At 35.6% G+C, this 25,754-nt stretch carries 25 protein-coding genes, 1 tRNA gene and 1 riboswitch; of the genes, 17 read left to right on the plus strand and 9 right to left on the minus strand.

The genetic code is table 11. The features are described from left to right. Positions 1–215 precede the first annotated feature (215 nt). The 13 genes from ACN0U3_RS10895 (at position 216) to rfaD (ending at position 13,894) form a co-directional block, all read left to right on the plus strand. Positions 216–1,112, plus strand: a complete 897-nt coding sequence (locus ACN0U3_RS10895) for an EamA family transporter (protein WP_417266245.1) — start codon at positions 216–218, stop codon at positions 1,110–1,112. A 39-nt stretch (positions 1,113–1,151) separates the two neighbouring features. Continuing rightward, positions 1,152–1,246: riboswitch (TPP riboswitch) on the plus strand. Between the two features lie 50 nt (positions 1,247–1,296). Next, a complete protein-coding gene (locus ACN0U3_RS10900; protein ID WP_417266246.1) occupies positions 1,297–2,037 on the plus strand; it encodes a class I SAM-dependent methyltransferase in 741 nt (246 codons plus the stop codon). Then, the gene (locus ACN0U3_RS10905; RefSeq protein WP_417266247.1) at positions 2,037–3,098 is read left to right on the plus strand and encodes an AIR synthase-related protein; all 1,062 of its coding nucleotides are present in this window, start codon (positions 2,037–2,039) and stop codon (positions 3,096–3,098) included. Before ACN0U3_RS10900 ends, ACN0U3_RS10905 begins: the two co-directional genes overlap by 1 nt. Positions 3,099–3,102: 4 nt before the next feature. Further along, the gene (locus ACN0U3_RS10910) at positions 3,103–3,738 is read left to right on the plus strand and encodes a thiamine phosphate synthase (protein ID WP_417266248.1); all 636 of its coding nucleotides are present in this window, start codon (positions 3,103–3,105) and stop codon (positions 3,736–3,738) included. Position 3,739: 1 nt separating this feature from the next. Then, a complete protein-coding gene (locus ACN0U3_RS10915; protein WP_299200798.1) occupies positions 3,740–4,003 on the plus strand; it encodes a Trm112 family protein in 264 nt (87 codons plus the stop codon). Positions 4,004–4,229: 226 nt separating this feature from the next. After that, positions 4,230–6,608, plus strand: coding sequence for a T9SS type A sorting domain-containing protein (locus tag ACN0U3_RS10920; protein WP_417266249.1), 2,379 nt, complete (start codon positions 4,230–4,232; stop codon positions 6,606–6,608). Positions 6,609–6,756: 148 nt separating this feature from the next. After that, positions 6,757–7,800: a Fe(3+) ABC transporter substrate-binding protein gene (locus ACN0U3_RS10925; RefSeq protein ID WP_417266250.1), complete on the plus strand. Its 1,044-nt coding sequence runs from the start codon at positions 6,757–6,759 to the stop codon at positions 7,798–7,800. Further along, positions 7,781–9,445 (plus strand): ABC transporter permease, encoded by a 1,665-nt coding sequence (locus ACN0U3_RS10930; protein ID WP_417266251.1) that lies wholly within the window; start codon positions 7,781–7,783, stop codon positions 9,443–9,445. The genes ACN0U3_RS10925 and ACN0U3_RS10930 overlap by 20 nt, the downstream gene beginning before the upstream one ends. A 2-nt stretch (positions 9,446–9,447) precedes the next feature. Next, a complete protein-coding gene (locus tag ACN0U3_RS10935; RefSeq protein ID WP_417266252.1) occupies positions 9,448–10,449 on the plus strand; it encodes an ABC transporter ATP-binding protein in 1,002 nt (333 codons plus the stop codon). 141 nt (positions 10,450–10,590) lie between these two features. After that, positions 10,591–10,672: transfer RNA gene (locus ACN0U3_RS10940), tRNA-Leu, on the plus strand. Positions 10,673–10,766: 94 nt separating this feature from the next. Next, positions 10,767–12,128 (plus strand): trigger factor, encoded by a 1,362-nt coding sequence (gene tig, locus ACN0U3_RS10945; protein ID WP_417266253.1) that lies wholly within the window; start codon positions 10,767–10,769, stop codon positions 12,126–12,128. Between the two features lie 222 nt (positions 12,129–12,350). Beyond that, on the plus strand, positions 12,351–12,803 hold the full coding sequence (locus ACN0U3_RS10950; RefSeq protein WP_417266254.1) for a hypothetical protein: 453 nt from the start codon (positions 12,351–12,353) through the stop codon (positions 12,801–12,803). Positions 12,804–12,928: 125 nt separating this feature from the next. Continuing rightward, positions 12,929–13,894: an ADP-glyceromanno-heptose 6-epimerase gene (gene rfaD / locus ACN0U3_RS10955; protein WP_299200818.1), complete on the plus strand. Its 966-nt coding sequence runs from the start codon at positions 12,929–12,931 to the stop codon at positions 13,892–13,894. 131 nt (positions 13,895–14,025) lie between these two features. Here the strand turns inward: rfaD and ACN0U3_RS10960 are convergent, their stop codons facing one another. The 3 genes from ACN0U3_RS10960 to ACN0U3_RS10970 are packed head-to-tail and all read right to left on the minus strand — an operon-like array spanning position 14,026 to position 18,676. Beyond that, a complete protein-coding gene (locus ACN0U3_RS10960) occupies positions 14,026–15,501 on the minus strand; it encodes an O-antigen ligase family protein (protein ID WP_417266255.1) in 1,476 nt (491 codons plus the stop codon). 3 nt (positions 15,502–15,504) lie between these two features. Next, positions 15,505–16,494, minus strand: a complete 990-nt coding sequence (locus ACN0U3_RS10965) for a hypothetical protein (protein WP_417266256.1) — start codon at positions 16,492–16,494, stop codon at positions 15,505–15,507. Positions 16,495–16,546: 52 nt separating this feature from the next. Then, on the minus strand, positions 16,547–18,676 hold the full coding sequence (locus tag ACN0U3_RS10970; RefSeq protein ID WP_417266257.1) for a S46 family peptidase: 2,130 nt from the start codon (positions 18,674–18,676) through the stop codon (positions 16,547–16,549). A 94-nt stretch (positions 18,677–18,770) separates the two neighbouring features. On the opposite strand from ACN0U3_RS10970, the gene ACN0U3_RS10975 reads away from it, so the two are divergent. After that, positions 18,771–19,430 carry a hypothetical protein gene (locus ACN0U3_RS10975; RefSeq protein ID WP_299200828.1) on the plus strand — a complete coding sequence of 220 codons (660 nt, stop codon included), beginning with the start codon at positions 18,771–18,773 and terminating at the stop codon, positions 19,428–19,430. On the opposite strand, the gene coaE is transcribed toward ACN0U3_RS10975, so the two are convergent. The 3 genes from coaE to ACN0U3_RS10990 are packed head-to-tail and all read right to left on the minus strand — an operon-like array spanning position 19,423 to position 20,964. Next, on the minus strand, positions 19,423–20,007 hold the full coding sequence (coaE, locus tag ACN0U3_RS10980) for a dephospho-CoA kinase (RefSeq protein ID WP_299200831.1): 585 nt from the start codon (positions 20,005–20,007) through the stop codon (positions 19,423–19,425). The genes ACN0U3_RS10975 and coaE overlap by 8 nt on opposite strands. A gap of 4 nt (positions 20,008–20,011) precedes the next feature. Further along, complete coding sequence (locus ACN0U3_RS10985) at positions 20,012–20,395, minus strand: DUF1987 domain-containing protein (RefSeq protein ID WP_299200834.1); 384 nt, start codon at positions 20,393–20,395, stop codon at positions 20,012–20,014. Positions 20,396–20,403: 8 nt separating this feature from the next. Then, entirely contained in the window at positions 20,404–20,964 is a 561-nt protein-coding gene (locus tag ACN0U3_RS10990) for a SiaB family protein kinase (RefSeq protein WP_299200837.1), read from the minus strand. A 172-nt stretch (positions 20,965–21,136) separates the two neighbouring features. On the opposite strand from ACN0U3_RS10990, the gene ACN0U3_RS10995 reads away from it, so the two are divergent. Together ACN0U3_RS10995 and ACN0U3_RS11000 are read left to right on the plus strand one after the other, a co-directional pair. After that, positions 21,137–21,877: a class I SAM-dependent methyltransferase gene (locus ACN0U3_RS10995; RefSeq protein ID WP_417266258.1), complete on the plus strand. Its 741-nt coding sequence runs from the start codon at positions 21,137–21,139 to the stop codon at positions 21,875–21,877. Then, positions 21,874–22,638, plus strand: coding sequence for a ZIP family metal transporter (locus ACN0U3_RS11000; RefSeq protein WP_417266259.1), 765 nt, complete (start codon positions 21,874–21,876; stop codon positions 22,636–22,638). The genes ACN0U3_RS10995 and ACN0U3_RS11000 overlap by 4 nt, the downstream gene beginning before the upstream one ends. An 18-nt stretch (positions 22,639–22,656) precedes the next feature. Here ACN0U3_RS11000 and ACN0U3_RS11005 read toward each other — a convergent pair whose 3' ends face one another. From ACN0U3_RS11005 to ACN0U3_RS11015, 3 genes are read right to left on the minus strand one after another with little or no spacing between them, the layout of a single operon-like run. After that, positions 22,657–23,139, minus strand: a complete 483-nt coding sequence (locus ACN0U3_RS11005) for an OmpA family protein (RefSeq protein WP_417266260.1) — start codon at positions 23,137–23,139, stop codon at positions 22,657–22,659. Positions 23,140–23,158: 19 nt separating this feature from the next. Continuing rightward, entirely contained in the window at positions 23,159–24,265 is a 1,107-nt protein-coding gene (locus ACN0U3_RS11010; protein WP_417266261.1) for a glycoside hydrolase family 3 N-terminal domain-containing protein, read from the minus strand. 14 nt (positions 24,266–24,279) lie between these two features. Beyond that, entirely contained in the window at positions 24,280–24,687 is a 408-nt protein-coding gene (locus ACN0U3_RS11015) for an OsmC family protein (RefSeq protein WP_417266262.1), read from the minus strand. A gap of 127 nt (positions 24,688–24,814) precedes the next feature. On the opposite strand from ACN0U3_RS11015, the gene lipA reads away from it, so the two are divergent. Continuing rightward, positions 24,815–25,708 carry a lipoyl synthase gene (gene lipA / locus ACN0U3_RS11020; RefSeq protein WP_299200850.1) on the plus strand — a complete coding sequence of 298 codons (894 nt, stop codon included), beginning with the start codon at positions 24,815–24,817 and terminating at the stop codon, positions 25,706–25,708. Positions 25,709–25,754: the final 46 nt, after the last annotated feature.

Raw genomic sequence — 25,754 nt, forward strand, 5'->3', positions numbered from 1 at the left:
ACATTCATTTGTGTGAGGTTTTTTTGTTTTATGCTATTTGCTCCCATTGGGAGAGCACCGTAAATTTAAATCTTCGATTTATAAATTTTCGAATGTCTACGAAGGTTTACAAAACAGCGTTTTGAACCTTCGGGATAAGACGTAAGCCACTTTTAGATTTTCTTTTACGCCTTTATTTTATGGGCTGTATAGCTTAATTAATTATGTTTGCTTTTATGAATAAAAAACTTGGATTAACATACGTAGCAACCGGTTCTATTAGCTATGGGATTCTTGCTACTGTTGTTAAATATGCAAATAGTCAAGGTGCTGGAACTGCATTACTTACTTTTGCTCAGTATGTTTTTGCAGCATTAATCTTAACTATTCTTGCTTGGAAGGTTACCAATACAAGAAATTTTAAAGAAAATCATGAGTTGCCTTCTAGCAAATTAAAGAGAAAATTAATGGCATATGGGACAACTTTGGGTTTTTCAAGTAGTTTCTATTACATGACCATTCAATATGTTCCTGTTTCGGTTGGGATTATTTTATTGATGCAAGCCATTTGGATGGGAGTTGTAATTGACTTAATTACCACAAAAGGAAAAAATAGTAGCTTAAAAATAATTGGAGCTTTAGTCGCCATAATCGGAACTTTATTAGCGGCTAAAGTTTTTGAGAATTCAATCTCATTCCATCCTCTTGGAATTGCCTTTGGATTATTGGCGGCTATTAGTTTTACTTCTTTTATGTATTTTTCAAATAGACTAGATCATCAGACCCATGTGATTATTAAAAGCAAGTACCTCGTTTATGGTGGCTTTGTAATTGTTCTTTTATTTTGGAACTTTCATATTCTGCACGAATTTACCTTGAAAGATATGTTCAAATGGGGAGTCTTCCTAGCTATTTTTGGCTCTATAATACCACCTGTATTCTTTTCTCAAGGAATGCCATCAATAGGAACAGGCTTAGGAAGTATTGTTTCAAGTATTGAAATTCCATTCTCAGTGTTAAGTGCGGCGGTAATCCTAAATGAGGATGTTTCAATATTGCAATGGGTAGGAATTGCAATTATTCTTTTTGCCGTGGTTTTAATCAATTTTCGGAAAGAAAAAATCATTCATTAGTATTTTAGATTATCATAAGATTTAATTTATATCTTTGGCAATAAACATAGGGGGTGCTTAATTAATATTAGGCTGAGATTATACCCAACCTGATCTGGATAATGCCAGCGTAGGTAGTAAAGGCTTTTAATTTCGATTAAAGCATTCCCTGTATAATATTAATTTATCAAGGACTGTTTTAGTTATGAAAGCTACAAATCCAATTACATTAGAAGAAGAAAAGTTTGATCTAGTAACCCAAGATCTTCAAAAATGGCAAGGCCGTGAAGAATGGTTCTTTAATCGTGAGCATACAGATACTTATGAGCAATGGTACGAAGGTCGCTATAAACGTGCTGAAGTCTGGCAGAAAAAAGTAATAGGTGGGCTCGTTAAAAAAGATGATAGGGTAAAAACCTTACTCGAATTTGGATGTGGAACCACTAGGTTTACTCGTTGGTGGCATGAAATAGGCATAGAAGCCAGTGGTGGTGATATTTCTCCTTTTATGTTAAGCCAAGGAGTGCATTTGTTTCATGGAGACCTGGTGTTAGCAGATTCACATCACATGCCTTTTAAGGAGAATACTTTTGATGTTTTAGCTTTCATTACCACATTTGAATACTACAAAGATCCTGTACAAGTGATAAGAGAAGCGGCTCGTGTTGGAAAACATGGAATCGTATTTGGAATGATGAATCGTAACTCACCGAAAGTACTACGCCGAAGAACTCAAGAAATATTTGGTAAAAATCCATTTTACCTAACGGCAAATTTTTATTCTCCTAAATCTTTAATTAAAGTAATTGAAAAAGCTTTAGAAGGAAGGTCTTATGAGATTGAGTGGACAACTACGGGCTTACCAAAATGGTTCCCAGTACAAAAGTGGGATCAACCTTACGGAGACTTCTTTGGATTATATGTAAAGCTAAATGATAGTTTCTAATGGGGTTCGATCAATTATCTGGAAAAGTTACCGCTTCTTCTTTTAAAGAAGTTTTATTGCCTCAATTAGGTAGTAAAAGAAAAGAGGTTATAGTTGGTCCACAATATGGTGTTGACAATTCTATAATAGATATAGGAAACAATATTGGGATGGCTGTTTCGAGCGATCCGCTTTCTTTAATCCCTAATATTGGTCCGAAAGCTTCAGCATGGTTGTCTGTACATTTATTGGCGAATGATATTGCAACTTCTGGTTTTGCACCAAAATACGGACAGTTTGTCTTAAATCTTCCCGCTGAGACTAGCCTATCTATATTTGAAGAATATTGGCGTTATGTTCATCTGTTCTGTAAACAAATCGGTGTTGCCATTACTGGGGGACATACTTGCAGGATGGGAGGTAAAGACACTGTGATTTCAGGTGGTGGAACAATGTTTACTACTGCACCTCTAAATGAGATTATTTCTAGTCATGGAGCGGAGCCTGGAGACGTGATTATAGTTACCAAAGAAACAGCGCTAAACTCATCTTCTATTCTAGCAATGAGTTTTCCTGAAACCATAAAGAATAATCTGGGGAACGTTGTATTTCAGAAAGCTTGTGATAACTTTTATGAAACCTCCTCACTTAAAGAAGCATTGTTGGCAGCAGAGTATTTAGAAAAAAATACAGAGTTAAAAGCAATGCATGATGTCACAGAAGGAGGCGTATTAGGTGCTATTTATGAAATGGCTTGTGCTTCTGAAACTGGGTTTTTAGTTTATAACAATAGTTTGCCTACAGGAGAAGCACAAATGCAAATTATGGATTTGTTTGAAATAGATCATCGTTTTTGTATTGGAGCAGGTGCGATGATTATGGCAGTGAAGAAGGGGAAGGAAAATGACTTAATTGAATATTTAGCTAAACATAACATTAAGGCTACTGCAGTTGGAGAGATGATTTTGAAAAATAAAGGCTTTCGATTGGTAGAAAATGGAATTGAAAAAGATTTTCAATTTGATGGTGTCGATCCTTATTGGAAAGCTTATTTCAATGCTGTTAAAAATAATTTAAAATAAAACCATGAAGAAAATTGACGGAGGATTATACCTTGTCTTAGACCCTTCTAAAGAAAAAACGATGCTGTTGAATCAATTATCAGCGGCTCTTAATGGAGGTGTTAAAGTGTTGCAAATCTGGAACAATTGGAGACGTGGAATGCTACAAGATGATAAGGTTTTGTTGATTAACGAAATCATTAAACTAGCGAAGCACTTCAGTGTTCCTGTTTTAATTAATGAAGAATGGGAATTACTAAAACATACTGAATTGAATGGAGCTCACTTTGATTCTGTTCCGACTTCATTGGACCAAATTAAAAGAGATGTTGGTCGAGACATCAGTATAGGAATCACGTGTGGTAATAATATAGAATTGGTAAAATGGGCCGACGATCACAAAGTTGATTATATTTCTTTCTGTTCAATTTATCCATCCAAGTCTGCAGGAAGCTGCGAAATTGTTTCCCCTGTTACTATTCAAAAAGCCAATGAGCTTACCAATATTCCGATTTTTGTTTCTGGAGGAATTACACCAGAAAATCTATTACAACTTGAAGGTCTCGGAGTAGATGGCGTTGCGGTAATCTCAGGAATATTAGAGTCTAAAACACCTAAGAAATCAAGCTTTGCATACATACAATCATTAAATAAAATTTAAAATGAAACTATCATTATTAGAAAAATTATGTTGTCCACAGGACAAAAATGAACTTGAACTTAAAATATTTAAGCAAGTAGAAGATGAAATTATAGAAGGAATATTTACTTGTCCAGATTGTAAAAGGTATTACCCAATCGTCTATGGAATTCCAATTATGACTCCGGATGAATATAGACAAAAAGAGCTCGAGACTCCTTTGTTAAATCGATGGGGACTCCAACTACAAGAAAAAGAAGAACGTTTTATCTTATTAAATAAGTAAGGTTTTTTACCATTGGTAATGCTCACTGCGTTAATTTTCAGAACTAAAGATTTTAGTTAATACATGTTTTATCCTATTTTTTTAATAGATATATGGTAACCGGCTAGTTTACAGGAGTTAATATGTGGTTGTAGGTGTAGATTATTTTTCTATATTTATCCCCATTAATAAATAATCACCAGTCTTATCCCTAAATCACAAAAAAACAATTATTAAAACATGGTTTATGAAAAAACGTTTATTTAATTTTAAAAGTCTGTTGCTTATTATAGCTACAGGACTGTTAAGTATGAGCACGTTTGCACAAATGCAAATTGACAACTCTGATTTTGAGCAGTGGGACGATGTAGGAAGTACAGATGAGGAACCAGTAAATTGGAACTCGTTTATGACTGCGAATTGTCACTTGAGTTGGCAATGTGGTATTGCCCAAGACCAACAAATTGAAAGAACAACTGACGCTCATTCTGGAACTTATGCTGCCAGAATTTGGAGTAGAAGTGTTTTTGGAGTTGTAGCCAATGGAAATATGACTATAGGTCGCATAAATATGGGGAGTTCTACAGCAACAGATGATAGTAACTTTAATTATACGAATACAACAGATCCTGATTTTAATCAGGCTTTAACAGGTAAACCTGATAGTCTTGTCGTATGGGTGAAATACAATCCTGTTCAAGCGACAAGCCTAGCTAGAATATCAGCTACAATTCATGATAATTTTAATTATCGCGACCCAGAAGACGCTGTTGCTTCACCGCATAAAGTAGCACAAGCAATCTTAAATTATGGTTCAACAAATAACCAATGGTCTCGAATTTCTATTCCATTTGATTACGCAGGTCCTGCCACAACTCCAGCATTCATTTTGATTACATTCACCACCAGTTCTATCGCAGGAGGTGGAAGCGCAAATGATGAAGTGTTTATCGATGATCTAGAATTAATTTACAATGCAAACGAAGTTGAAATCGCACCTATTGCAGTCCAAAACTTATTTGTTAATGAATCTGGAAACGTATTGACTGCAACTGAAACTCCAAATGCAGCAAGTTCTGTTACTGCGAGACAATGGAAGTCTTCAACTACTGCAGGAGGACCTTATACTGCTATTGCTGGTGAAACAGGTACTACTTATACGCCAAGTTTTTCAACAGCTGGTACTTATTATGTAGTTTGTGAAACTGATTTTGATGGTGATGTTGTGGTTTCGAATGAAGTTCAGGTGATTGTTGATGCGTACACAGCTTCGATTGCTCCTGTGGCTGTTCAGAATTTAATTGAAAATCAAAATGGTTCTATTTTGACAGTAACTGAAAACGCAACTGCAGATTCAAGACAATGGAAGTATGCTACCACTGCTGGAGGTCCTTATATTGATATTACTGGCGAAACAGCAACAACATACACACCATTATTTCCAACAGCAGGTACATATTACGTGGTTTGTGAATCTGTTTTAGCAGGAACAAATATAATTTCAAATGAAGTTCAAATCAATGTTGTTGAATTCACAGCAAGTATTACTCCTGCTGCTGTTCAGAATCTTGTAGAAAATCAAACAGGTTCGACCTTAACAGTTACTGAGAGCCAGCCTGCGGATTCAAGACAATGGAAGTACGCTTCAACTTCAGGAGGACCTTATACAAATGATATTGCGGGGCAAACAGCAACAACATACACCCCTCAATTTTCAACTGCAGGCACTTATTTTGTTGTTTGTGAATCAAGTTTAGCAGGTAGCACAGTTGTTTCTAATGAAGTTGAGATTAATGTAACTACTCCAACCTCAAACGTAGTTTCAATTGCCCCTTCGTTAACGCAAACGCTTATTGAAAATCAAAGTGGTATAGCATTAACAGCAAACGAAATTCCTGCTGCTGCAAATTCTAGAGAATGGATGTACAGCACAACTTCAGGTTCTGGGTACACTTCTTTTGCACCTTCAGAAACTGCAGTGAATTATACACCGATGTTTGCGAACGTAGGTGTTTACTATGTAGTTTGTGTTTCTGATTTTGGAAATGGTGATATCGTAACTTCGGCTGAAGTGGTAATCAACGTTGTCGAGTTTACGAATTCTATTGACCCTTCTGCTGATCAAACAATAGATCAAGAGGAGTCAGGAAATGTGTTGACTGTTACAGAAACGCCAGCTGCTGATGCTAGAGAATGGATGTTCAGTACAACTTCAGGTTCTGGTTATGCTTCATTTACAACTCCAGAAACAGGTTCAACTTATATTCCTTACTTTGAAACTCCTGGTACATACTATGTTGTTTGTGAATCTGAAATTGACGGCTTTACTACACTTTCAAATGAAGTGAAGATTACCGTTGAGTCTACAGCTGGAGTTTCTGATGCAGAATTGCAAACATTCTCAGTATACGCTGTTGGTCAAAACATAATTGTTGACTTATCAGATGTAGAAATTAAGGATGCTTCAATTCAGGTTTTGAATGCACAAGGACGAGTTGTAGCAAAAGAACAACTTAGAAGCAATGTGTTGAACTCAGTTCAGCTTTCTGTTCCACAAGGAATTTATTTCTATTCAATTCACAGTGGATTAAATCACTACACAGGTAAGGTTTATATTAAAAACTAAACCCTGTAAAATGGAGATAGGCCTTCTGTAGAAATACAGAAGGCTTTTTTATTTAAAAAAAAATATTGGGAATGGGCTAAATTTGTAGCGTTCGCCTATTTATATCCATTCTAAATTACTATCTTTGCCACTCAAAATATCAACAAAAATGAAGAAAGTACTCGTAACTATAGTTGCTTTTGCATTATTTACCGCATGTGGAGATAATAGCACTAAAGAAGTTAAAGAAACAGAAACTGGACAAGTTGTAAACGTTTATACGCATCGTCATTATGAGCCAGACCAGAATATTTTCAAGATGTTCGAAGAACAGACAGGAATCAAAGTGAAGGTCATCAATGCAAGTGCAGACGAGTTAATTCAGAAAATGAAGATGGAGGGGAAGCAATCTCCTGCAGATGTATTGATTACTGTTGATGCTGGTCGATTAAGCAGAGCAAAAGAACAAGGTCTCCTTCAAAGTATCCAATCGGAGGTGTTAGAAAATGCAATACCTTCTCATTTACAAGATGTAGACAACCAATGGTTTGGATTGACGAAACGAGCGAGGATTATTGCTTATGCAAAAGACAGAGTAAAACCGGAAGAATTGACTAGTTACGAAGACCTTGTGTCTGAGCGTTGGAAAGGGAAAATCTTGGTCAGATCATCTTCAAATATTTATAACCAATCCCTAATGGCTTCTATCATTGCAAACGACGGAGAAGAAGGTGCGAAAAAATGGGCAGAAGGCATAGTTGCTAATATGGCACGCTCTCCAAAAGGATCAGATAGAGACCAGGTGAAGGCAGTTGTTGCAGGAGAAGGTGATATTGCTATTGTAAACTCTTATTACATTGGTAAAATGTTGAACTCTCCAGATGCTGAAGAAGTTGCCACAGCGCAAAAAATCGGAATCTTCTTTCCGAATCAAGAGGGTAGGGGAACACATATTAATGTGAGTGGAGCAGGTGTGGCCAAATATGCCCCGAATAAAGAAAATGCAATTCGTTTCATTGAATTTTTAATAAGTGAAGAAGCACAAACTGTATTTACCAATGCTAACTTTGAATATCCAATTTTAGAAAGCGTTGAGCCTGTTGAAGACATTAAGGTTTGGGGTGATTTTAAAGAAGATGACTTAGAATTGAACAAACTAGGAGAAAATAATAAAAAAGCAGTTTTGATTTTTGATGAAACAGGTTGGAAGTAACAAAGAGACCTTTTCCTTAAAATCAAGGCTAAAGAGATTAAAAAGAGACAGTAACAGATGGTCAATTTTCACATTGATCATCGTTCTGTTTTTAGCGCTTCCCATTATCTTTATTGGTGTAGAATTGTTCTCTGGTCCTGGTGAAACATGGAACCATATTGTTCAGCATTTATTGCCTGAATATATCTGGAATTCCCTCTATCTTGTTGTTTTTTGTAGTGTACTGGTACTCCTTTTCGGAGTTTCTTCAGCTTGGTTAGTTTCTAGGTTTGAGTTTCCTTTCCGTAAACAATTGGAATGGTTGCTTATTCTTCCTTTAGCTATCCCATCTTATATTGTTGGTTATGCTTATGCAGGAATGTTTGATTATGGTGGTAGCTTAGATTTGTTTTTTAGAGCAATGAACTTCGACTTTATTCGTATTGATATTATGAATAGAGCGGGACTCGCATTTGTTTTGAGTATCTCTTTATTCCCCTATGTGTATGTAAGTGCGAGGGCATTTTTCCTTAATCAAGCCAATAATCTTCTAGAAGCTTCTAAAATGTTAGGCGTAGGAGAGCGTAAGACATTCTTTAAATTAATGTTGCCGTTGGCTAGACCAGCCATAGTTGCAGGTTTGGTTTTGGTGTTGATGGAAGTACTGAATGATTATGGAGCTGCCAGTTATTATGGCGTGAATACTTTTACGACAGGAATATTTAGATCTTGGTTTTCTTTAGAAGAACCTGAAACTGCAGTTTACCTTTCAGCCCTGTTAATCATCATTATTTTTGCCTTAATTCTGTTCGAAAAATGGCAAGTGAGAAAAGTAAAATTCACTTCGTCCAAAACAAACAATACACACATCCAACGCAAGGAAACAAAAAAGTCTATTCAGTGGGTAATTTTTTCTGTCGTTTTTCTTCCTGTCCTTTTGGGCTTTGTTTTACCCGTAGGTCAGTTAATTTATTGGGCTTTTATCACCGCTTCAACAGTTTTTGACTTAGAGTTTATTTTAATTTCCTTGCAAAGTTTCGGCATTGCAATTGTCTCTGCTCTAATCACTGTGTTTTTTGCATTGCTTTTAATCTACTTTTCTAAATGGAGTGCTTTAAGATTCATTAAGAACATTGCCCGTATTGGTGTTTTAGGATATGCTATTCCAGGTGCTGTAATTGCAATAGGTATTATGATTCCAACCATTGCTTTAGACAAATGGTTAATCGATGTATTGGCTCAATTTGGAATAGATTCGGGGTTGATTATCAATGGAACCCTAATCGCTTTGTTCTATGCTTACGCTGTTCGGTTTTTAGCGGTTGCATATAATCCTATCGACTCAACAGCTTTGAAGGTGGATAATTCTATTCCTGATTCCTCAAAAGTGCTTGGTGTTGGAAATTTAAAGACATTTTTTAAAATTGAATTTCCATTAATTAAAACAGGTGTGTTTAGTGCAGTTATTTTAGTTTTTATCGACGTAATGAAAGAATTGCCCTTGACTTTAATTTTAAAACCATATCATATCGATACATTGGCCGTTAAGGCTTTCGAATATGCCAGTGATGAAATGGTGATGGAGGCTTCAATCCCATCTCTTTTTATTATCTTTACTGCAATGATACCCGTGATATTTTTAAATAAATTATTGATTAAAAAATAACAATGCTAGCAATTAAGTCTCTTTCTAAAAGTTTTGATAAAGGTAAGAATTACGCTTTAGAAGATGTAAGCTTTGATTTAAAGGCAGGGGACGTTTGTGCCATTGTAGGAGAGAGTGGAAGCGGTAAAACAACATTGGTGCGATTAATTGCTGGGTTAGAAAGACCTGACCATGGTAGTATTGTTTTAGAAGATAAAGTAATCGCCTCAGTCGATAAATTTGTTCAACCAGAAAAAAGAAAAATCGGATTGGTTTTTCAAGAATACGCCCTATTCCCTCATTTAACCATATTTGATAACATCTTATATGGGATATCAAAAATGAAAAACAAAAAGGCCAGGGTGCAAGAAATGCTCGATTTGGTTGGATTGAGTGATATGGGAAAGCGTTATCCACACCAACTATCTGGTGGTCAACAACAACGTGTTGCATTGGCAAGAGCATTGGCGCCAAAACCATCTTTGCTTATTCTTGACGAACCATTTAGTAACTTAGATTCTATGTTGCGCACCCAATTGCGTAATGAAGTTTTTGATATCATTAAAAAAACTGGTGTCACAGTATTATTTGTTACCCATGATACTCAAGACGCACTTTCTGTGGCGGATGAAATCTTGATCCTTCAAAAAGGGAAAGTTGTACAAAAAGATGCGGCGGCAAACCTTTATGTCAAGCCCAATAATTTATATGTCGCTTCTTTATTTGGCGATACGGTGCAAATCAATAAGAATTTGCAAACAGCTTTCCACTGCCCTTTAAAAGAAGATTGTTGTCATGCCATTAGAAATGAGAAAATCAAAGTCAATCCTACAACCTATGATTCAGATTGTGATTATATCACCACTGCTCAGGTCATAAGAAAAGTAGTCTTGGGAGATTCTATCCAACTGCTCTTGAAATTAGAATCTGGAGAGCAACTAACTGTCATGACCAAAGATGCAAATATTTCGGACACCATTCATATCGGCTTTAATTCAAAAGATATTTTGGAATTTAACCAATAGATAAAGAGCGCTTTAAATTTTTTTTCAAATAAATCGTCAATAATTATTTTTGTTAAAGAAAATTTACTTAAATTTGCACTCGCTTTTAGTTGTAAAAGTTGATAGGTATCAAATAACGATTTGGTATAGTATTTTAAGATTGCGGATGTGGTGAAATTGGTAGACATGCTAGACTTAGGATCTAGTGCCGCGAGGCGTGTGGGTTCGACTCCCTCCATCCGCACAAAATTAAAAGTGGTATGAGTATAAAACTTATACCATTTTTTGTTTAACCCTTTTTGGTTTTTAGTATTAAGTAAAAGTTTATTTCAATCGATATGAATATTACAAAAGAAAACGTTGATGATCTCAACGCACTATTGAAAGTTACAGTTGAAAAGAGCGATTATCAAGAAAACGTTGATAAAGCTTTAGCTGATTACAGAAAAAAAGCAAGTATTCCAGGTTTTAGAAAAGGAAAAGTACCAATGGGTATTATCAAAAAACAATATGGAAGAAACGTACTTGGAGATGAGTTAAACAGAATTGTAAGCGAAGGACTTTTTAAATATGTTGACGAACAAGAGTTTGAAATTCTTGGAAATCCATTACCTAAAAATGACGTTCCAGTAGAAGGTGACTTTGATAACCCAGATAATTTTGTTTTTACTTATGAAATTGGAATCTCTCCAAAAGTTGAAGTAAAACTCTCAGGAAGAAATAAATACGAATACACTAAAGTTAAGGTTGATAAAAAACTAGTTGACAAACAACTTGAAGACCTTACTCGCCGTTACGGAAAGTTAGTTTCTGGTGAAAAAATCGGTGAAAAAGATATGGTTCTTGGTCAATTCGTTGAATTGGATGAAAAAGGAGAAATCCTTGAAGGTGGAGTCATGAATAACTCTACAATTTCAATGGAATTCATCGAAGATGAAAAATTGAAAAAAGAATTGATCGGTAAAAAAGTGGGAGATAAGGTGGTTGTGAACCCTGTTCATGTTTCTCGAGGCGGAAGTGATACAGCTTCAATGTTAGGAATCGAAGAAAGCCAATTGGGGTCTATTTCAGATAAATTTCAGTTGACCATCAACGACGTGAAAGTAATGGAACCTGCTAAATTAGATCAAGAATTATTTGATAAATTATTTGGTGAAGGTGAGGTTAAGTCTGAAAAAGAAATGAGAGATAAGGTGAAAGCTGACATGGTTCAAATGTTTGAAAAAGACAGTGAAAAAATCTTAACCCGTAGAATTTCTAATGACTTAATTAAGAAAACAGATATTCAACTTCCTGATGGATTCTTAAAAAGATGGATCTTGGCTTCTCAAAAAGAACCTGTATCAATGGAGGAAATCGAAAAAGATTACGAAAACTATGCACGTAGTTTAAGATGGCAGTTAATTCAAAACGAAATCTTCAAAAACAACGATATGAAAGTTGAACATGAAGAGGCTATGAATTACACCAAAGGCTTATTGGTTAATCAATACGCTCAATATGGAATGCCTGCACCAGAAGATGAAGAGTTGACGAAATCAGCACAACAAGTTTTGTCTAATCAAAAGGAAGCTCAACAAATCTATGATATGTTGGCAGAAGAGAAATTAACGAAGTACTTTAAGGAAACCGTTAAGCTGGATGAAAAAGAAGTAGATTACGATGAATATGTTAAGATTGCTCAAGATAGCAATGCTTAAGAAACATAAAATTTGAAGAAAGCCTCATACATTGTATGGGGCTTTTTTTTTCAATTGTTTTCTGAATTTTTAAGCGCATATTTTTTTATTCCTTCTTTTCAGATTTGTCATCTGTTGTTTAAAATGTGCTTTAGTCTATTACTTATGGTTTGTTTATTTTATTGTTGTCTTTTTTTCTTATAACTTAGCCCTTTAACTTTTTAAAAATAAAAACACATAAGTATGTTATTACAAATTATTAAAAAATCATCCCTATTACTTTGTGTAGGAGCAATGGTGTTGTTTACTTCATGTAATAGTGAAGAGGTAGTTGAAGAGTCAGCTGATGCAGTTAAAGAATCCGTAAATGAAACGCAGCACAAACTAATAGATGCTGAATCAACAAATGATAAGGTTGTTGAAGGAGGAGCTGTAAATACGAATGAGGGAATAGAAAATACGCCTTTAAATACGGCACCACCTGTAAATAATGGAGTCGCTTTAAATCCTCCACATGGTGAGCCGGGTCATGATTGTGCGGTTCCTGTTGGACAACCGTTAAATGCAGCTGCAGGAGCAAATGTAAATGCACCAACAGTGAATACCCCAAAAGTGAATAACAATGTAAGGTTAAATCCTGCACATGGAGAACCTGGACATGATTGTGCAGTTCCAGTTGGGCAGCCATTAAACTAAAAGAGAATTGCTTAAAATAGCAGAAATCTAAATTTTTAGAACCTCATGTGATTGCATGGGGTTTTTTTATGCGTATTTTTGTGTTCTAAGTAATCTAGATTTGATCACTTTTAAATTAAAAGAATATGATAGTTGTAACAGGTGCTGCTGGTTTTATTGGTAGCGGTTTAGTGGGGAAACTAAACGATATGGGGATTAAAAGAATCATTATCGTTGATGATTTTTCAAATGATGATAAAGAACATAATCTCGTGGGTAAAAAATATGCTCAAAGAATTGATAGAGCTGATTTTATCGAATGGTTTAAAACACACGGAGATGAAGTGAAATTCGTTTTCCATATAGGAGCAAGAACGGATACAACAGAATTCGATAAAGAAGTCTTTGACCGCTTAAACTTAAATTATTCTAAAGACATTTGGAGGTATGCAACTCAACATGGAGTTCCTTTGGTCTACGCAAGTTCAGCAGCAACTTACGGTTTAGGAGAACATGGCTATGATGATAATCATAGAGTAGTAGAAAACTTAAAACCATTAAACCCATACGGTGATTCTAAAAATGACTTTGATAAATGGGTTCTAAAACAACACATCAAACCTCCGTTCTGGGCTGGACTCAAATTCTTTAACGTATATGGTCCAAATGAGTATCACAAAGGCAGAATGGCTTCAGTGGTACTTCATGCTTATCGTCAGATTTCTCGTACTGGTGAAATGAAATTGTTTAGATCTCACAATGAGAAATATGATGATGGTGAACAAAAAAGAGATTTCATTTATGTAAAAGATGTTCATAATATTTGTGCTTTCTTGATGGAAAACCGTCCAGAAAGTGGATTGTATAATGTTGGTTCTGGAAAAGCAAGAACATTTAAAGAACTTGCTGTTCATACCTTTCATGCAATGAATCGTGAAGTGGAAATTAGTTTTATTGATACTCCTGAAGACATCAGAGATAATTATCAATACTTTACTGAAGCAAAAATGAATAAGTTAATCTCAGCCGGTTACTCAAAAGGATTCCATACTTTGGAGCAAGGAGTAAAAGATTATGTTGAGAACTACTTATTAGATGGTAAGTACCTTTAAATGATATTCATATGTAAATGGAAAAGACCTGTAGGAAACTATAGGTCTTTTTTACTTTATGACTAATTCTACAAAGAATTTTTCCTTATTGTATTTTTGATTGCAGTAGGAAAGCAAGAAATTTAATGGTATTATTTAGATTTTGATAAGTCAGGGAGATGCATGGAAATTCTTTTCCTTTTTAGTCTGACTTGCTGTGCGATAATCATTGCTGCAGCACCGTAAACCGGAACCGAGGCTTTGTCTGTATCTAGATAGTTATTCAATAGACCATGAAAAAAATAGGTTGACATCGCCAATACAACACAAAGGATTAGCGTATACATCTGCTTTTCTTCGGGAGTAAACCTTTTAATGTTGATGAGTAACATGACACCCGAATAAAATAAAATAGCCACAAAAACAAGCACTGATAGCATTCCAATTAGTCCCATTTCTGCCAGCGGACCTAGATACTCTGAATGTGCATTCCCTTGTGTACCGAAATTTGTAGAGATAATGGTTAATTTCTCAGGGTCTTGATAAGGAGCATATTCAAATGCGTATGTTGCGGGTCCAAAACCAAAAACGGGCTTTTCTTTAAACATATTGAACGCAGCTCCCCATCGGTTGAGGCGTTCTAAATTTGAAGCATCTGAGGAGATATTGGCGGCAGACCTAAGTCGTTCATCGAAATTTGTTGTGGTATGTTCGTGTTTGTTTTTGGCCAATTCCATTTCTATTTTACTCCATGAAATGATAATGATAGAAAGTGCAGCTAAACCAACACCCAATACATATTTGAATTTGATTTTGTATTTTATTAAAACCCAAACACCAAAAGCAAAAACAACACTCAACCATGCTCCACGAGTATAACTAAAATACAAACCAATCAATGTAATGACTAAGATGATGGCCAGAATAACTTGCGCTTGAATGGAATGCTTTTTATAGGCAATTAATCCAAAAATGAAAAACAAGCTCATGGCTACGCTTGAACCATAAATGGTATGGTCTTTAAAGAAAGGCCACATCACCCAATGTCCTTCCTTTTCTCCAAAGTTATATCCAGAATGACGGATTAAGGTGTAAACAATAGCTATAGACATTCCTATAGTATAGCACCAAAGAAACTTTACAATATTGCTTTTCTTTTCGAACACCATAAACCCAATGGTCATCAAAGGAATGATGTACCAGAGTTTCATTAAAAGGAATTTGAATGAAACCATTGGGTTGGTACTTGTTATTGAGGTCAGGAAAACCCATGCTATATAAAACCCAACGGATAAAGTGAGAGGGTGTTTCCAAAACGATTTGTCAATGATAGAACTTTTTAACTCTTTAAAGATAATCAACAGCATTAACCCAAAAAGGATAGGTTCTGTTGGTAGAAATAATCCGATTTGACCTTCTGTGAATCCTTCAAGGTTGACAGATAATGGAGTTAATAGTGCAGTAATTAAAAAAGTTGTATGGGTATGGAAAATGGCAATGTAGGCAATGATTAAAACTAAAGGAAGGGCGTTGAAAAAGTAGTTATCCTGAAACATAAAATAGGCATTCAGCCCTATAAATAGAGCCACAAAACCAAATAACAAACCGTTCCTTTTTAAAGTTTCCACTGTCTAAATTGCATGCTTAATGGTGCGCACTCTTTCTCGAATCAATAATGCAATAAACATTAATAGAACAGCAGCAAATGTGTAAACCAACACAATGATCATTCTTTTTGGTTTGGCCTTTTTGTCAGAAGCAACTGCGTATTCTACAACGAATTTGTGATTGAAATTTTCTACTGCATCCGATTCTGCTTGTTCATAAGAAACTTCTTGATCTGTTAACTTCTCAATTCTAAATTCACGAAGGTCTGAAAGGGCGTCATAACGTGCTCCATATTTCAAGTTCACCTCAATTTGATTCTTAAAAAAGGCTTTGTCCTCAGCAGTTTTTGCTTCGTTTAATGCGGCAAACAAACTCGATCTTGATTTAGCATCTACTACACCAAGCTGCGAAAGACTATCCATTTCTTCGTTTAGTTTTTCTTGAGCATCTTTTAATTGATTCAACTTTCTTTTGTTGATTTCTAATGCTGGTACTGTACGCTCTTTGATCAAATCGTTTTTAACTGTATCAATAAGCTGAACTATTTTATTCGCAATATTAGCTGCTAATTCAGGGTCTTCATCTAAAACTGAGATATTAATCGAACCAAAACGCGTACGTTCAAAGTTGATATGACTTTTGTATGCTTTTCCCAATTTATAATGATAGCTTTTGTCCTTTGGATCGATGTCGTAAACTTTCGCTAAATTAAATTCATTGATAATTCTATTGCGCAAAGGAGATGACTGCAAAATCTGAATCAACTGCTCGGCGTTTTCTTCTTCACCAAAATCCATTGAGCTGGCCTTGGCGTTACTCAAAGCATTAAATGATACTGTACTTGTTGCGGCAGGGAAAACTATTGCGTCAGATCGATAAAGTACAGGTAAAAATAATGACACGATTATAGAAACTACTCCGGCGATTAAACCTGTAAGCATTAGTGGCTTCCTGTTTTTGTATGTAAAAACCAACAACTCATTTGTGTTGTGTTCAGATTTCTTTTTTTCCATCCTTTTATTTGTGTTTATACGCTAACTTTTATCAATAAGAATTATTGCGTTTTTATCTAACAATTGTCATTTCCTCAACCAAATGTGGTGCTTCACCATAAATGTCAATCATCCATAAAACGTAACGAATGTCAACAGAAATATTACGACAACGAGAAGCGTCAAACATGTAATCACTCATTGTGCTTTCCCAACTTCTGTCGAAGTTAACACCGATTAAATGACCTTCTCCATTGATTACTGGTGATCCTGAATTACCTCCAGTTGTGTGATTAGAGCCCGTAAAACAAACCCATAGTTCGCCATCTTGATCATAACCACCATAATTTTTAGCTTCGTAGAGTTCCAACATTCTTGGTAGTAAATCAAAATCTTCGTGTCCTGTGTTGTATTTTTCTATAACTCCATCTAAAGTCGTGTGGGGTGTGTACTTCATTCCATCTCTAGGGGTAGATCCTTCCAATTTACCATAGGTAACACGGAGTGTACTGTTGGCATTAGCCCAGTGTTTTGCTTCTGGATACATTTCGTATTTCCCTTTCACATAAGGCTTCATTAATTGATTTCTTGAACCATAGTACATGCGCAAATCTCCAAGCAGCTTTTCTGTAAATACTTCGTTTAATTGATTGAATAAATTGTATCCTGGATCCTTGTTGATTTTTTTCTTCGCATACTTAGTGAAGTTATTTAGAACCTTTTTGTAACGTAATTCATCAACTAAAAATGACTTTGTGTAAATGTCATTTTGTAATTTATTGAGGTCAGAGTGCAATAAAGCATTAGGAAGATATTTTTCATTAAGCGCTTTTTTGTAATATTCACTTTGAAGTAAGAATACTTCTTTGTCTATGTTGATATCATACTGAGAATAGAATGTATTTAATCCTGCTTTTTGTTCTTCAATCGCAGCTTCCAATTCAACATACTTCTCTTCTTGATAAAGTTTCATTAATTCATCTATTGCACGAGCTCTGTGAAACATTTCAGCACCTACGTAAACATACTCTATATACATGTTGTATGTGAAATCACTTTCGTTAAATGTTGTAGAAAGATCACGTAAGGTTTTGACTATCTCTCCGTATTCTGCATTCCACTCCTCAGAAGTTGCTGCAGTCTCAGTATATTTATCTTCGTAATCAATTTTCTTCTGAACAGCATTTCCTCTTTTCAGTCCATCAATTTGGCCCATCCATTTTTTCCATGCATTTGCAATTCTAGCTTGCTTTGATGCATACATAATTTCAGTAGCTTCTGATTTCTTCATTGCTGCATTGATTACAGATAGAGAAAGATCCCTCATGTCAATTTGCGCTGGACGAATGGTGTTGATAATATAATCTAACTCAGTGCTGATGGTGTGTTGGTTGGTTGTTCCAGGAAAACCGAAAACCATTGTGAATTCATCAACTTCTCTTGGTTTTAACGAAATTGGAAGGTGGTGAATTGGGGTGTAAGGTTTATTGCTTTCGTTATAATCAGCAGGAATATTGTTTTCATCAGCATAAATTCTAAATACTGCAAAGTCTCCAGTGTGTCTTGGCCAAACCCAGTTATCTGTATCTCCTCCAAATTTACCAACTGTTTTTGGTGGAGTTCCAACTAATCTAACGTCTCTAAAAGTTTCTTTGATCAATAAAAAGTAACTGTTCCCAAAATCAAAAGGCTTAATTTCAGCTTCGTAATGTGTTCCATCGAGAGCATTGGCCTTAATTAAGGCGATATTCTCCATTATTTTTTGGTTGGCCGCCGAGCCTTCTAGATCGTCAACGCCTGCATTTACAAGTGTGGTTACATCCTCTATTCTAACCATTCGAGTTGCAGTAAGACCAGGGTTCTTAAGCTCTTCATTGAGACTTTTTGCCCAAAAACCGAATTTTGCAATGTTGTTTTCAATCGTTGTATGTGAGTAGATTTGCGAAAACCCACAGTGGTGGTTGGTCAGTAAAAGTCCTTGGTCAGAAATAATCTCTGATGTACATCCACCACCAAAGTGCATAATCGCATCTTTGATACTTGCATTGTTGGCATCATAAATATCCTCTGCGCTAATCTTCATTCCCATGGCCTTCATATCAGATTCAAAAGCACCAAGCAAGGTGGGAATAAGCATGCCTTCTTCGGCACGAGAAAATAAACTAAAAACTACAAACAAAAATATTGTACTAACTTTTTTCATTACCTAAATTTTTATTAGGTTGTAAAGATAAGAAGTGTAAAGAATTTTTAAGGTTCTTATCTGAATAAAGATTTAATTTTTACAACTTTGTAGTGTGGAAGTATTGAATTTTATTTTTCGAATTGGTGTAATATTAGCTGTTTACAATTTTTTGTGGTGGTTAATTATGCTGGCGGTGAACTTGTTAAGGGGTGGAAGACCTAAACAGTTGTTTGAAGTTTATTTAATTAAAGCAGTTCGTTATCTTTTCTTAGCGGATGTCGTTTTTCTGTTTACTGTTTTACAGGCCGGGGATATATTGGTGTTGAATGACTTGCTTATCGCAGGTTTGATCTTGTTGATCTATTTTGTAGGTAAAATTCAGTCTAAACAACACCGACAGTCTTTCTTTTCAGTAAGAGGACAAGCCAATATCCCTGGAATGGGGGATTTGTTCAATCGATTAAAACCTACTTTTGATGTACGTTATGAAATTGCTGTAGTGGTTTTGGCTTTGGTGACTTTCTATGGTTTTTACTTTATACCTGAACTCGCGTCTAATGCGATTTCAAATTGGTTCTTAGACAGTATATTAAACATAGAAGATACGCCAGTCTTCGGATTTGTATTTAAAGTCATTGGATTCTTTTTCTTGGTGACTGTACTCATGAAAGTCCTAGGAGGATTAATGACAATATTGACGGGAGGGAATCGTGTTGCTCCTGAACAAAAAGATGAGGATGATCATTTTGATGATTTTACGGAAATCAAATAGTTTCTCCGAGCGATCTTAGGATGGACTCAATTTGTAAAGTGACCAGCTCCTCGTTGTCGTTATTGATGACAAATGAAGCTAATGCTTTCTTTTCTTCATCTTTCCATTGGTTTTCCATGCGTTTTAACACCTCTTTGCGTGTTGTTTTGTCTCTATCTATGACGCGTTGAATGCGCAATTCTTCTGGAGCTGTGACCAAAATAGTGTAGTCAAAATCTTTGTAACGCCCAATTTCAAAAAGAATTGCTGCTTCGTTGAATACAAGAGAAGAGTCTTGTCGGTTACTCCAGTCTTCAAATTCCTGACGAACAGCTGGATGAACAATGGCATTAAGTTGTTCCTTTAACTCTTCATTGTTGAAGATTTTATCGGCTAAATACTTTCGATTGAGTTGCTTGTCGATGTAGGCCTCTTCTCCAAACACTTCTTTCACTTGTTGAATAACGTTTCTATTATTCACCATTAAAAGTTTTGCCTCAGTGTCAGAATCAAAAACTGGAAAACCTATGACCGTTAAAATTTTAGCGACAATAGACTTTCCAGATCCTATTCCTCCTGTAATTCCTACTTTAATCACCGGCTTATATCTCTTCTACTTCAATCATTTTGAAAGGCAATGGAATAATGGCTTGATAATCTTCTCCAGCTTCCTCCATGTCTTCATCATCCTCTTCAAAGTACCAATTTACCTTGACCTCAGTTCCATTTCCGTTAATGCCTTCTAAAAGTTTAAAAACATCAAGAATACATTTAGAAGATGAAGTGTTGAAATATTCTAGCTTAACATCAAATATCGTAACCTCTTTTGGAGATTTACCATATTCCTCTATCCATTGGTTTATTGGCTTGTAGAATTCAACTGAATTCTCAGGAATTGACCTCCCCTTTAGTTCTAAACGCCCTTCGTTGGCATTAAAGCTAACAGCAGGGGTTTTTGGTGTGCCTTCTAGATTAATATTTTCCATTTTTTTAACTAATTAATTTTAACATTTAAACAAAAGAAACTGAACTTGTCATCTATTGGCAGAAATGCGTATTCAAGCTTGTTGCCCGATTTTCTTGCGATGTCGATTAAGCCCAGTCCTGCGGTTCCCTTGTTGGATAATTGCCCGTGATTCAACACAGACTTATACATCTCGCGGAGCTCCTCTTTATTTAATTTATTGATTTCTATTATTTTTTGCTCCAAACTTTTGGCCTTGTCTCTGTCAATGTAGTTTCCTGTCTTGACCTCGTAGTAATCATCTTGTTTAGCGATCATCAATAAGGCTGACTTCGAAAATAAAGAGTCTAAATCCTGGTCTTTGTTGGTGTTGGTGTCTTCGTTGTGATGATATAGGTTCTGAAGACATTCAACTAAAACATTGTAAACTTTTTTTCTGGTTCTTAGCGATTTCTCTAAGGCTCCTAGTTTGGATTCCATAATTTGAAGCACCGATGAAAGTAAGTCAGGTGTAACAACCCCCTTAAATGATAGCATGGTGTTTTCACGCTCCATTGTTTTATACAATTCATAAATATTCTTTAAGGGCATTATTTAGTGCTTAAATCGGTATTTGATATGACAAATATATACTTTTGTTCGATAAACACAACCTAACTACATGTTTTCTTTGAGATTATGTTATTTAATGCAACATGATTGCAGGTAAACATAAAAATAGGTACATTTGTGCCTTTGAAATTTTAAATCTAAGATTATTAGCATGACAGAACGTAAAGAAAAGTGGTTTGAAACTTGGTTTGATACTTCTTATTATCACATACTCTACCAAAATAGAGACTTCGTTGAAGCAGAACGTTTTATCACCAATTTGTTGGCTTTTCTAAAATTACCAGCAGGTTCTAATTGTCTTGATTTGGCATGTGGAAAAGGACGGCACTCTGTCTTTTTGAATAAACATGGCTTAAAAGTAACGGGGGTAGATTTATCAGAAAACAGCATAAATGAGGCAAAACCTTTTGAAAATGAAACTTTGACATTTGATGTTCACGATATGAGAACAGTCTATAAAAAGAATGAATACGATACTGTATTTAATCTTTTTACCAGTTTTGGTTATTTCGACGATTATGAAGATAATCTCAAAGTGCTGAATTCCGTAAATGAAATGCTTGTTGCTGGTGGTCAATTGGTGATCGACTTTATGAATGCTGATTTTGTATTGGATCACTTGGTAAAAGAAGAGGAGAAGACCATGGATGGAATAAAATTTCATATTACGAGAAATTATGATGGGAGTCACATTTTTAAAAACATCCATTTTACTGATAAAGGGAAAGAATTTAATTTTCAAGAAAAAGTTCAAGCCATCAAAAAGGAAGAATTCGAAGACTTGTTAGAAAAGGCCGGATTTGAAGTGCAACATGTTTTTGGAGATTTTTCCTTGGCGCAATTCGATAGAAGTAAATCAGATCGCTTGATCATCATAGCAGAGAAAAAATGACATTATTATGGGGAACATTACTTCTGATTAGTTCGGTGCTTGTTGGAGGGGGAGTGGTTGTGTTTTTACAAAACTTAAACCGCGGTAAAATCATAAAGGTTTTATTATCGCTCAGTGGGGGTTTTCTTTTAGCCATTGCTTTTATACATTTCATTCCAGAAATTTATGCACACGGATCAGAAGGCGTCGGATATTATATTCTTCTGGGATTTTTAGTTCAATTGTTTCTTGAGTACTTCTCTGGTGGAATTGAACATGGGCACATTCATGCGAAGGATACAAAAGGAACTATTCCTTGGTCCTTATTTATAGCGCTTAGTATTCATTCGTTTTTTGAAGGTATGCCATTGGCTGCTGAGTTTCTCGGTGAGGCAAGCGAGCATGTTGTTGAACATGTTGGACATCATCATCACCATTCAAAGGGAGAAGGGGTGCAAGGATTGTTGTTGGGGATCATTTTACATAAAATCCCTGTGTCCATCGCTTTGATGACTTTGTTGCTGGCTTCAGGATTTAAGGTTTCAAAAGCTTGGGGCGTATTGTTTGCCTTTGCATTGATGGCTCCGTTAGGGATGATTGTAGGTCATTATGGTGCCAAAAATGCATTCTTTAATTTGGAAATTATTCTTGCTGTAGTAGTAGGAATGTTCCTGCATATCTCTACAACGATTATCTTTGAATCAAGTGAAAATCATAAATTCAACTTCATAAAGCTCGTTAGCTTGTTGGTCGGTGTTGGTCTTGCGATTTTGGCAATATAGTAAAGGTAATTTCCTCAGTTATTTAAGAATCATTATTTCTGTTCTTCTGTTAAGTTGGTGTAGCTTTTCTTTTTGTTGATTAGAGTGTGCCCGTTCAATATCAGCGTCCTTTATTAACAGTTTTGATTCACCATACCCTTTAATTGTAATCCTTTTAGGGGAAATGCCAAATTTGTTTACGAGTTCAGATTTTATTGACTTCGCCCTGTGTTCTGATAGTTTTAAATTTGAAATAGAGCTGCCTCTACTATCGGTATGAGTGCCAATTTGTATATTCATTTCCGGAAATTCTCTTAAAAAGTCTGAAATCACTTGAATAGAATCATGAAATTTAGGCCATACGAACATGCCGCCAGAAAGTGAAAAATGAATTTCAGGTGCGCGTATTTTGTCGCCTGGTTCGAAAACAGTATCTGTGAAAGATTTATAAAACTTTATCGGCGCTTGACCATAGCTTGTGAAAGTGGTCAGAATAATAAATGAGATGAATAAGTGCTTCAAATTTATTGAGCTTTTACTCCTAATGAGAAAACAAATCTCCTTCAGTACATAGTTTTGCTCTAATGATTCTCTTACATGATGCGTCTACCTTTTGTTTAAAATCTGAATCTGTTCTGTATTTTTCTAAAATTTCTTCATGTGCTTTAGAAGCGTTTAGTGGCATGAGTAGAACGTCAACACCGGCGTCTATTGCTTTAACGTTAGCTCCTTTGATTGTTGAAACACCAAGCATATTCATGGCATCCGTAACAATGAGTCCTTCAAATTTCAGACTGTCTCTTAAAAGATCTGTTACAATTTCTTTAGAAATTGATGAAGGAAGTCCTTTGGTGTTGTATTGTGTTTCATTTTCCACAGCGATATGTGCAATCATAATACTCATAACTCCTTGTTCGATAAGTGGAGGATAGTTTTTCACTTCCTTCATTTCACCTTTGATGTAAACTAACTTTTTGTGGGTGTCACCTTCAACATATCCATGGCCAGGAAAATGTTTCGCAGTAGCAATGATATTGTGTTTTTGCGTTTCTTGAATGAAGGCATTTGACCAAGGAATAACGCTGTCAGGAACGTGGCCGAAACTTCTCCAACCAACAGTTTTGTTAGGCGACATGTCTACAACAGGGGCGAAGTTGTAATTGATGCCTATTTGGTTAAGGTCTTTAGAGATCGTTTTTGCCACCTCTTCAACTTCTTTGATGGTTTTTAATGTATTGGCTTTTTTTACTGGAGTTGAGTTCTTGATTTTTCTATTCACCAAGCTCGCTTCTGCGTCTGCGCTATATAAAAAAGGTAAAGCGCCTGCTTCTGAATTCCAGTTGTTGTATTTCTTTACCCATTTTGTGAATTCTGCTTTATTACCATTAAGTAATAGTAGTCCACCTATTTTTTTGCCTTTCACCAATTGATCGATTGTGCTTTCTGTCTGACCGTATGGTCCAATCGCCGGCATAATTAATTGAGCCACTTTTTCTTCATCAGATAATTGATTGAAGTAATGGCTTACCTGTTGGTCAAGTTTTGTGTTGTTGGAATAAAAGTCCTTTAAAGCAAAGTCTGTATTTTGTCCAATCGCTATTTGAACAAAAAGAAGACTAACCAAAGTGGTAATTTTAATAATGTGCATTTTTAATTCTTTAATTATGAATATATAAATTCTATGTTGACTTCAATTTCCGGAGCAACACTTTTAGCTACTGGACAATTTTTAGCAGCATTTTGAACTCTTCTTTTTTCTTTATCGTTCCAATCATTGCTGCTGAGGTCTAAGCTAATGTTTAACTTTCCTACTCTCCGTGGATTGTCAATCATTACTTTTTCAACATCACCTTCGCACTTCTCAAAAGTCAGACCATTCTGTTCACAATATATACCAATTATTGTAATCATACAATTGAGATAGGCTACGGCCAATAAATCTGTAGGGGAAAAACGAGTCCCTTTCCCATTATTGTCAACAGGAGCGTCTGTCTCTAAAGTATTGCCAGATTTGAGGTGTGTTGAAGATATTCTTAAATCTCCAAGATAGGATGAACTTATTGTTTTCATAGTCCTTAATATTTGCTAATTTTGTAAGATCATTTATTAGTTACAAAAATAGTGTTTTCACTTCAATAGAATAAAGTATAGGTGGTCATATATTTTTATCGACTGAAAATAAAATTAAAATATTGCGATGTCAGTAATTAAAGAAGTCAAGCAAACCAAAATACAAAAGCCAAAATGGTTACGTGTTAAGTTGCCAACAGGAGAGTCTTATAGACATGTTAGAAAACTTGTAGATGAACACAAGTTGCACACGATTTGTGAAAGCGGAAGTTGTCCTAATATGGGGGAATGTTGGGGGGAAGGAACGGCGACCTTTATGATTTTAGGAAATATTTGCACAAGGTCTTGTGGTTTTTGTGCTGTTCAAACAGGTCGACCAGATGAGGTTGATGTTTTAGAGCCTGGCCGAGTTGCGAACTCTGTGAAATTGATGGAGGTGAAACATGCCGTATTGACTTCTGTGGATAGAGACGACTTGAAAGATGGTGGAGCAAATATTTGGGCGCAGACTGTTCGTGCCATTCGAAAACAATCACCAGGAACAACATTAGAAACGTTAATACCTGATTTTGCTGGTAAATGGGAGAATTTAAAAATTGTTACAGATGTGGCTCCTGAAATTGTATCTCACAATCTGGAAACGGTAAGGAGGTTAACCAAAGAAGTTAGAATTCAGGCAAAATACGATAGAAGTTTAGAGGCTCTATTTAGGATTAAGAAAGCGGGAATGCGAACTAAATCTGGAATTATGTTAGGGCTTGGAGAAACCCATGAAGAGGTCATAGAAACAATGGAAGACTTAAGGTCGGTTGGGGTTGATATCATTACATTGGGTCAATACCTGCAACCAACTCCAAAGCATTTGCCAGTTGCTGAATTTGTTACACCTGAACGTTTTGAAGAATATAAACAACGTGGAATTGAAATGGGCTTCAAGTATGTTGAGTCTGGTCCATTAGTAAGGTCTTCTTATCATGCTGAAAAACATATATTTGATATGGATTTGGCTGATCATGATTAGAGTTGTATATTAATGGTTAAGAATTGCAACTGGTTAATAATCATTG

The organism is Brumimicrobium sp. (assembly GCF_048268645.1).
In the GTDB taxonomy this organism is placed as follows: domain Bacteria; phylum Bacteroidota; class Bacteroidia; order Flavobacteriales_D; family Crocinitomicaceae; genus Brumimicrobium; species Brumimicrobium ulvae.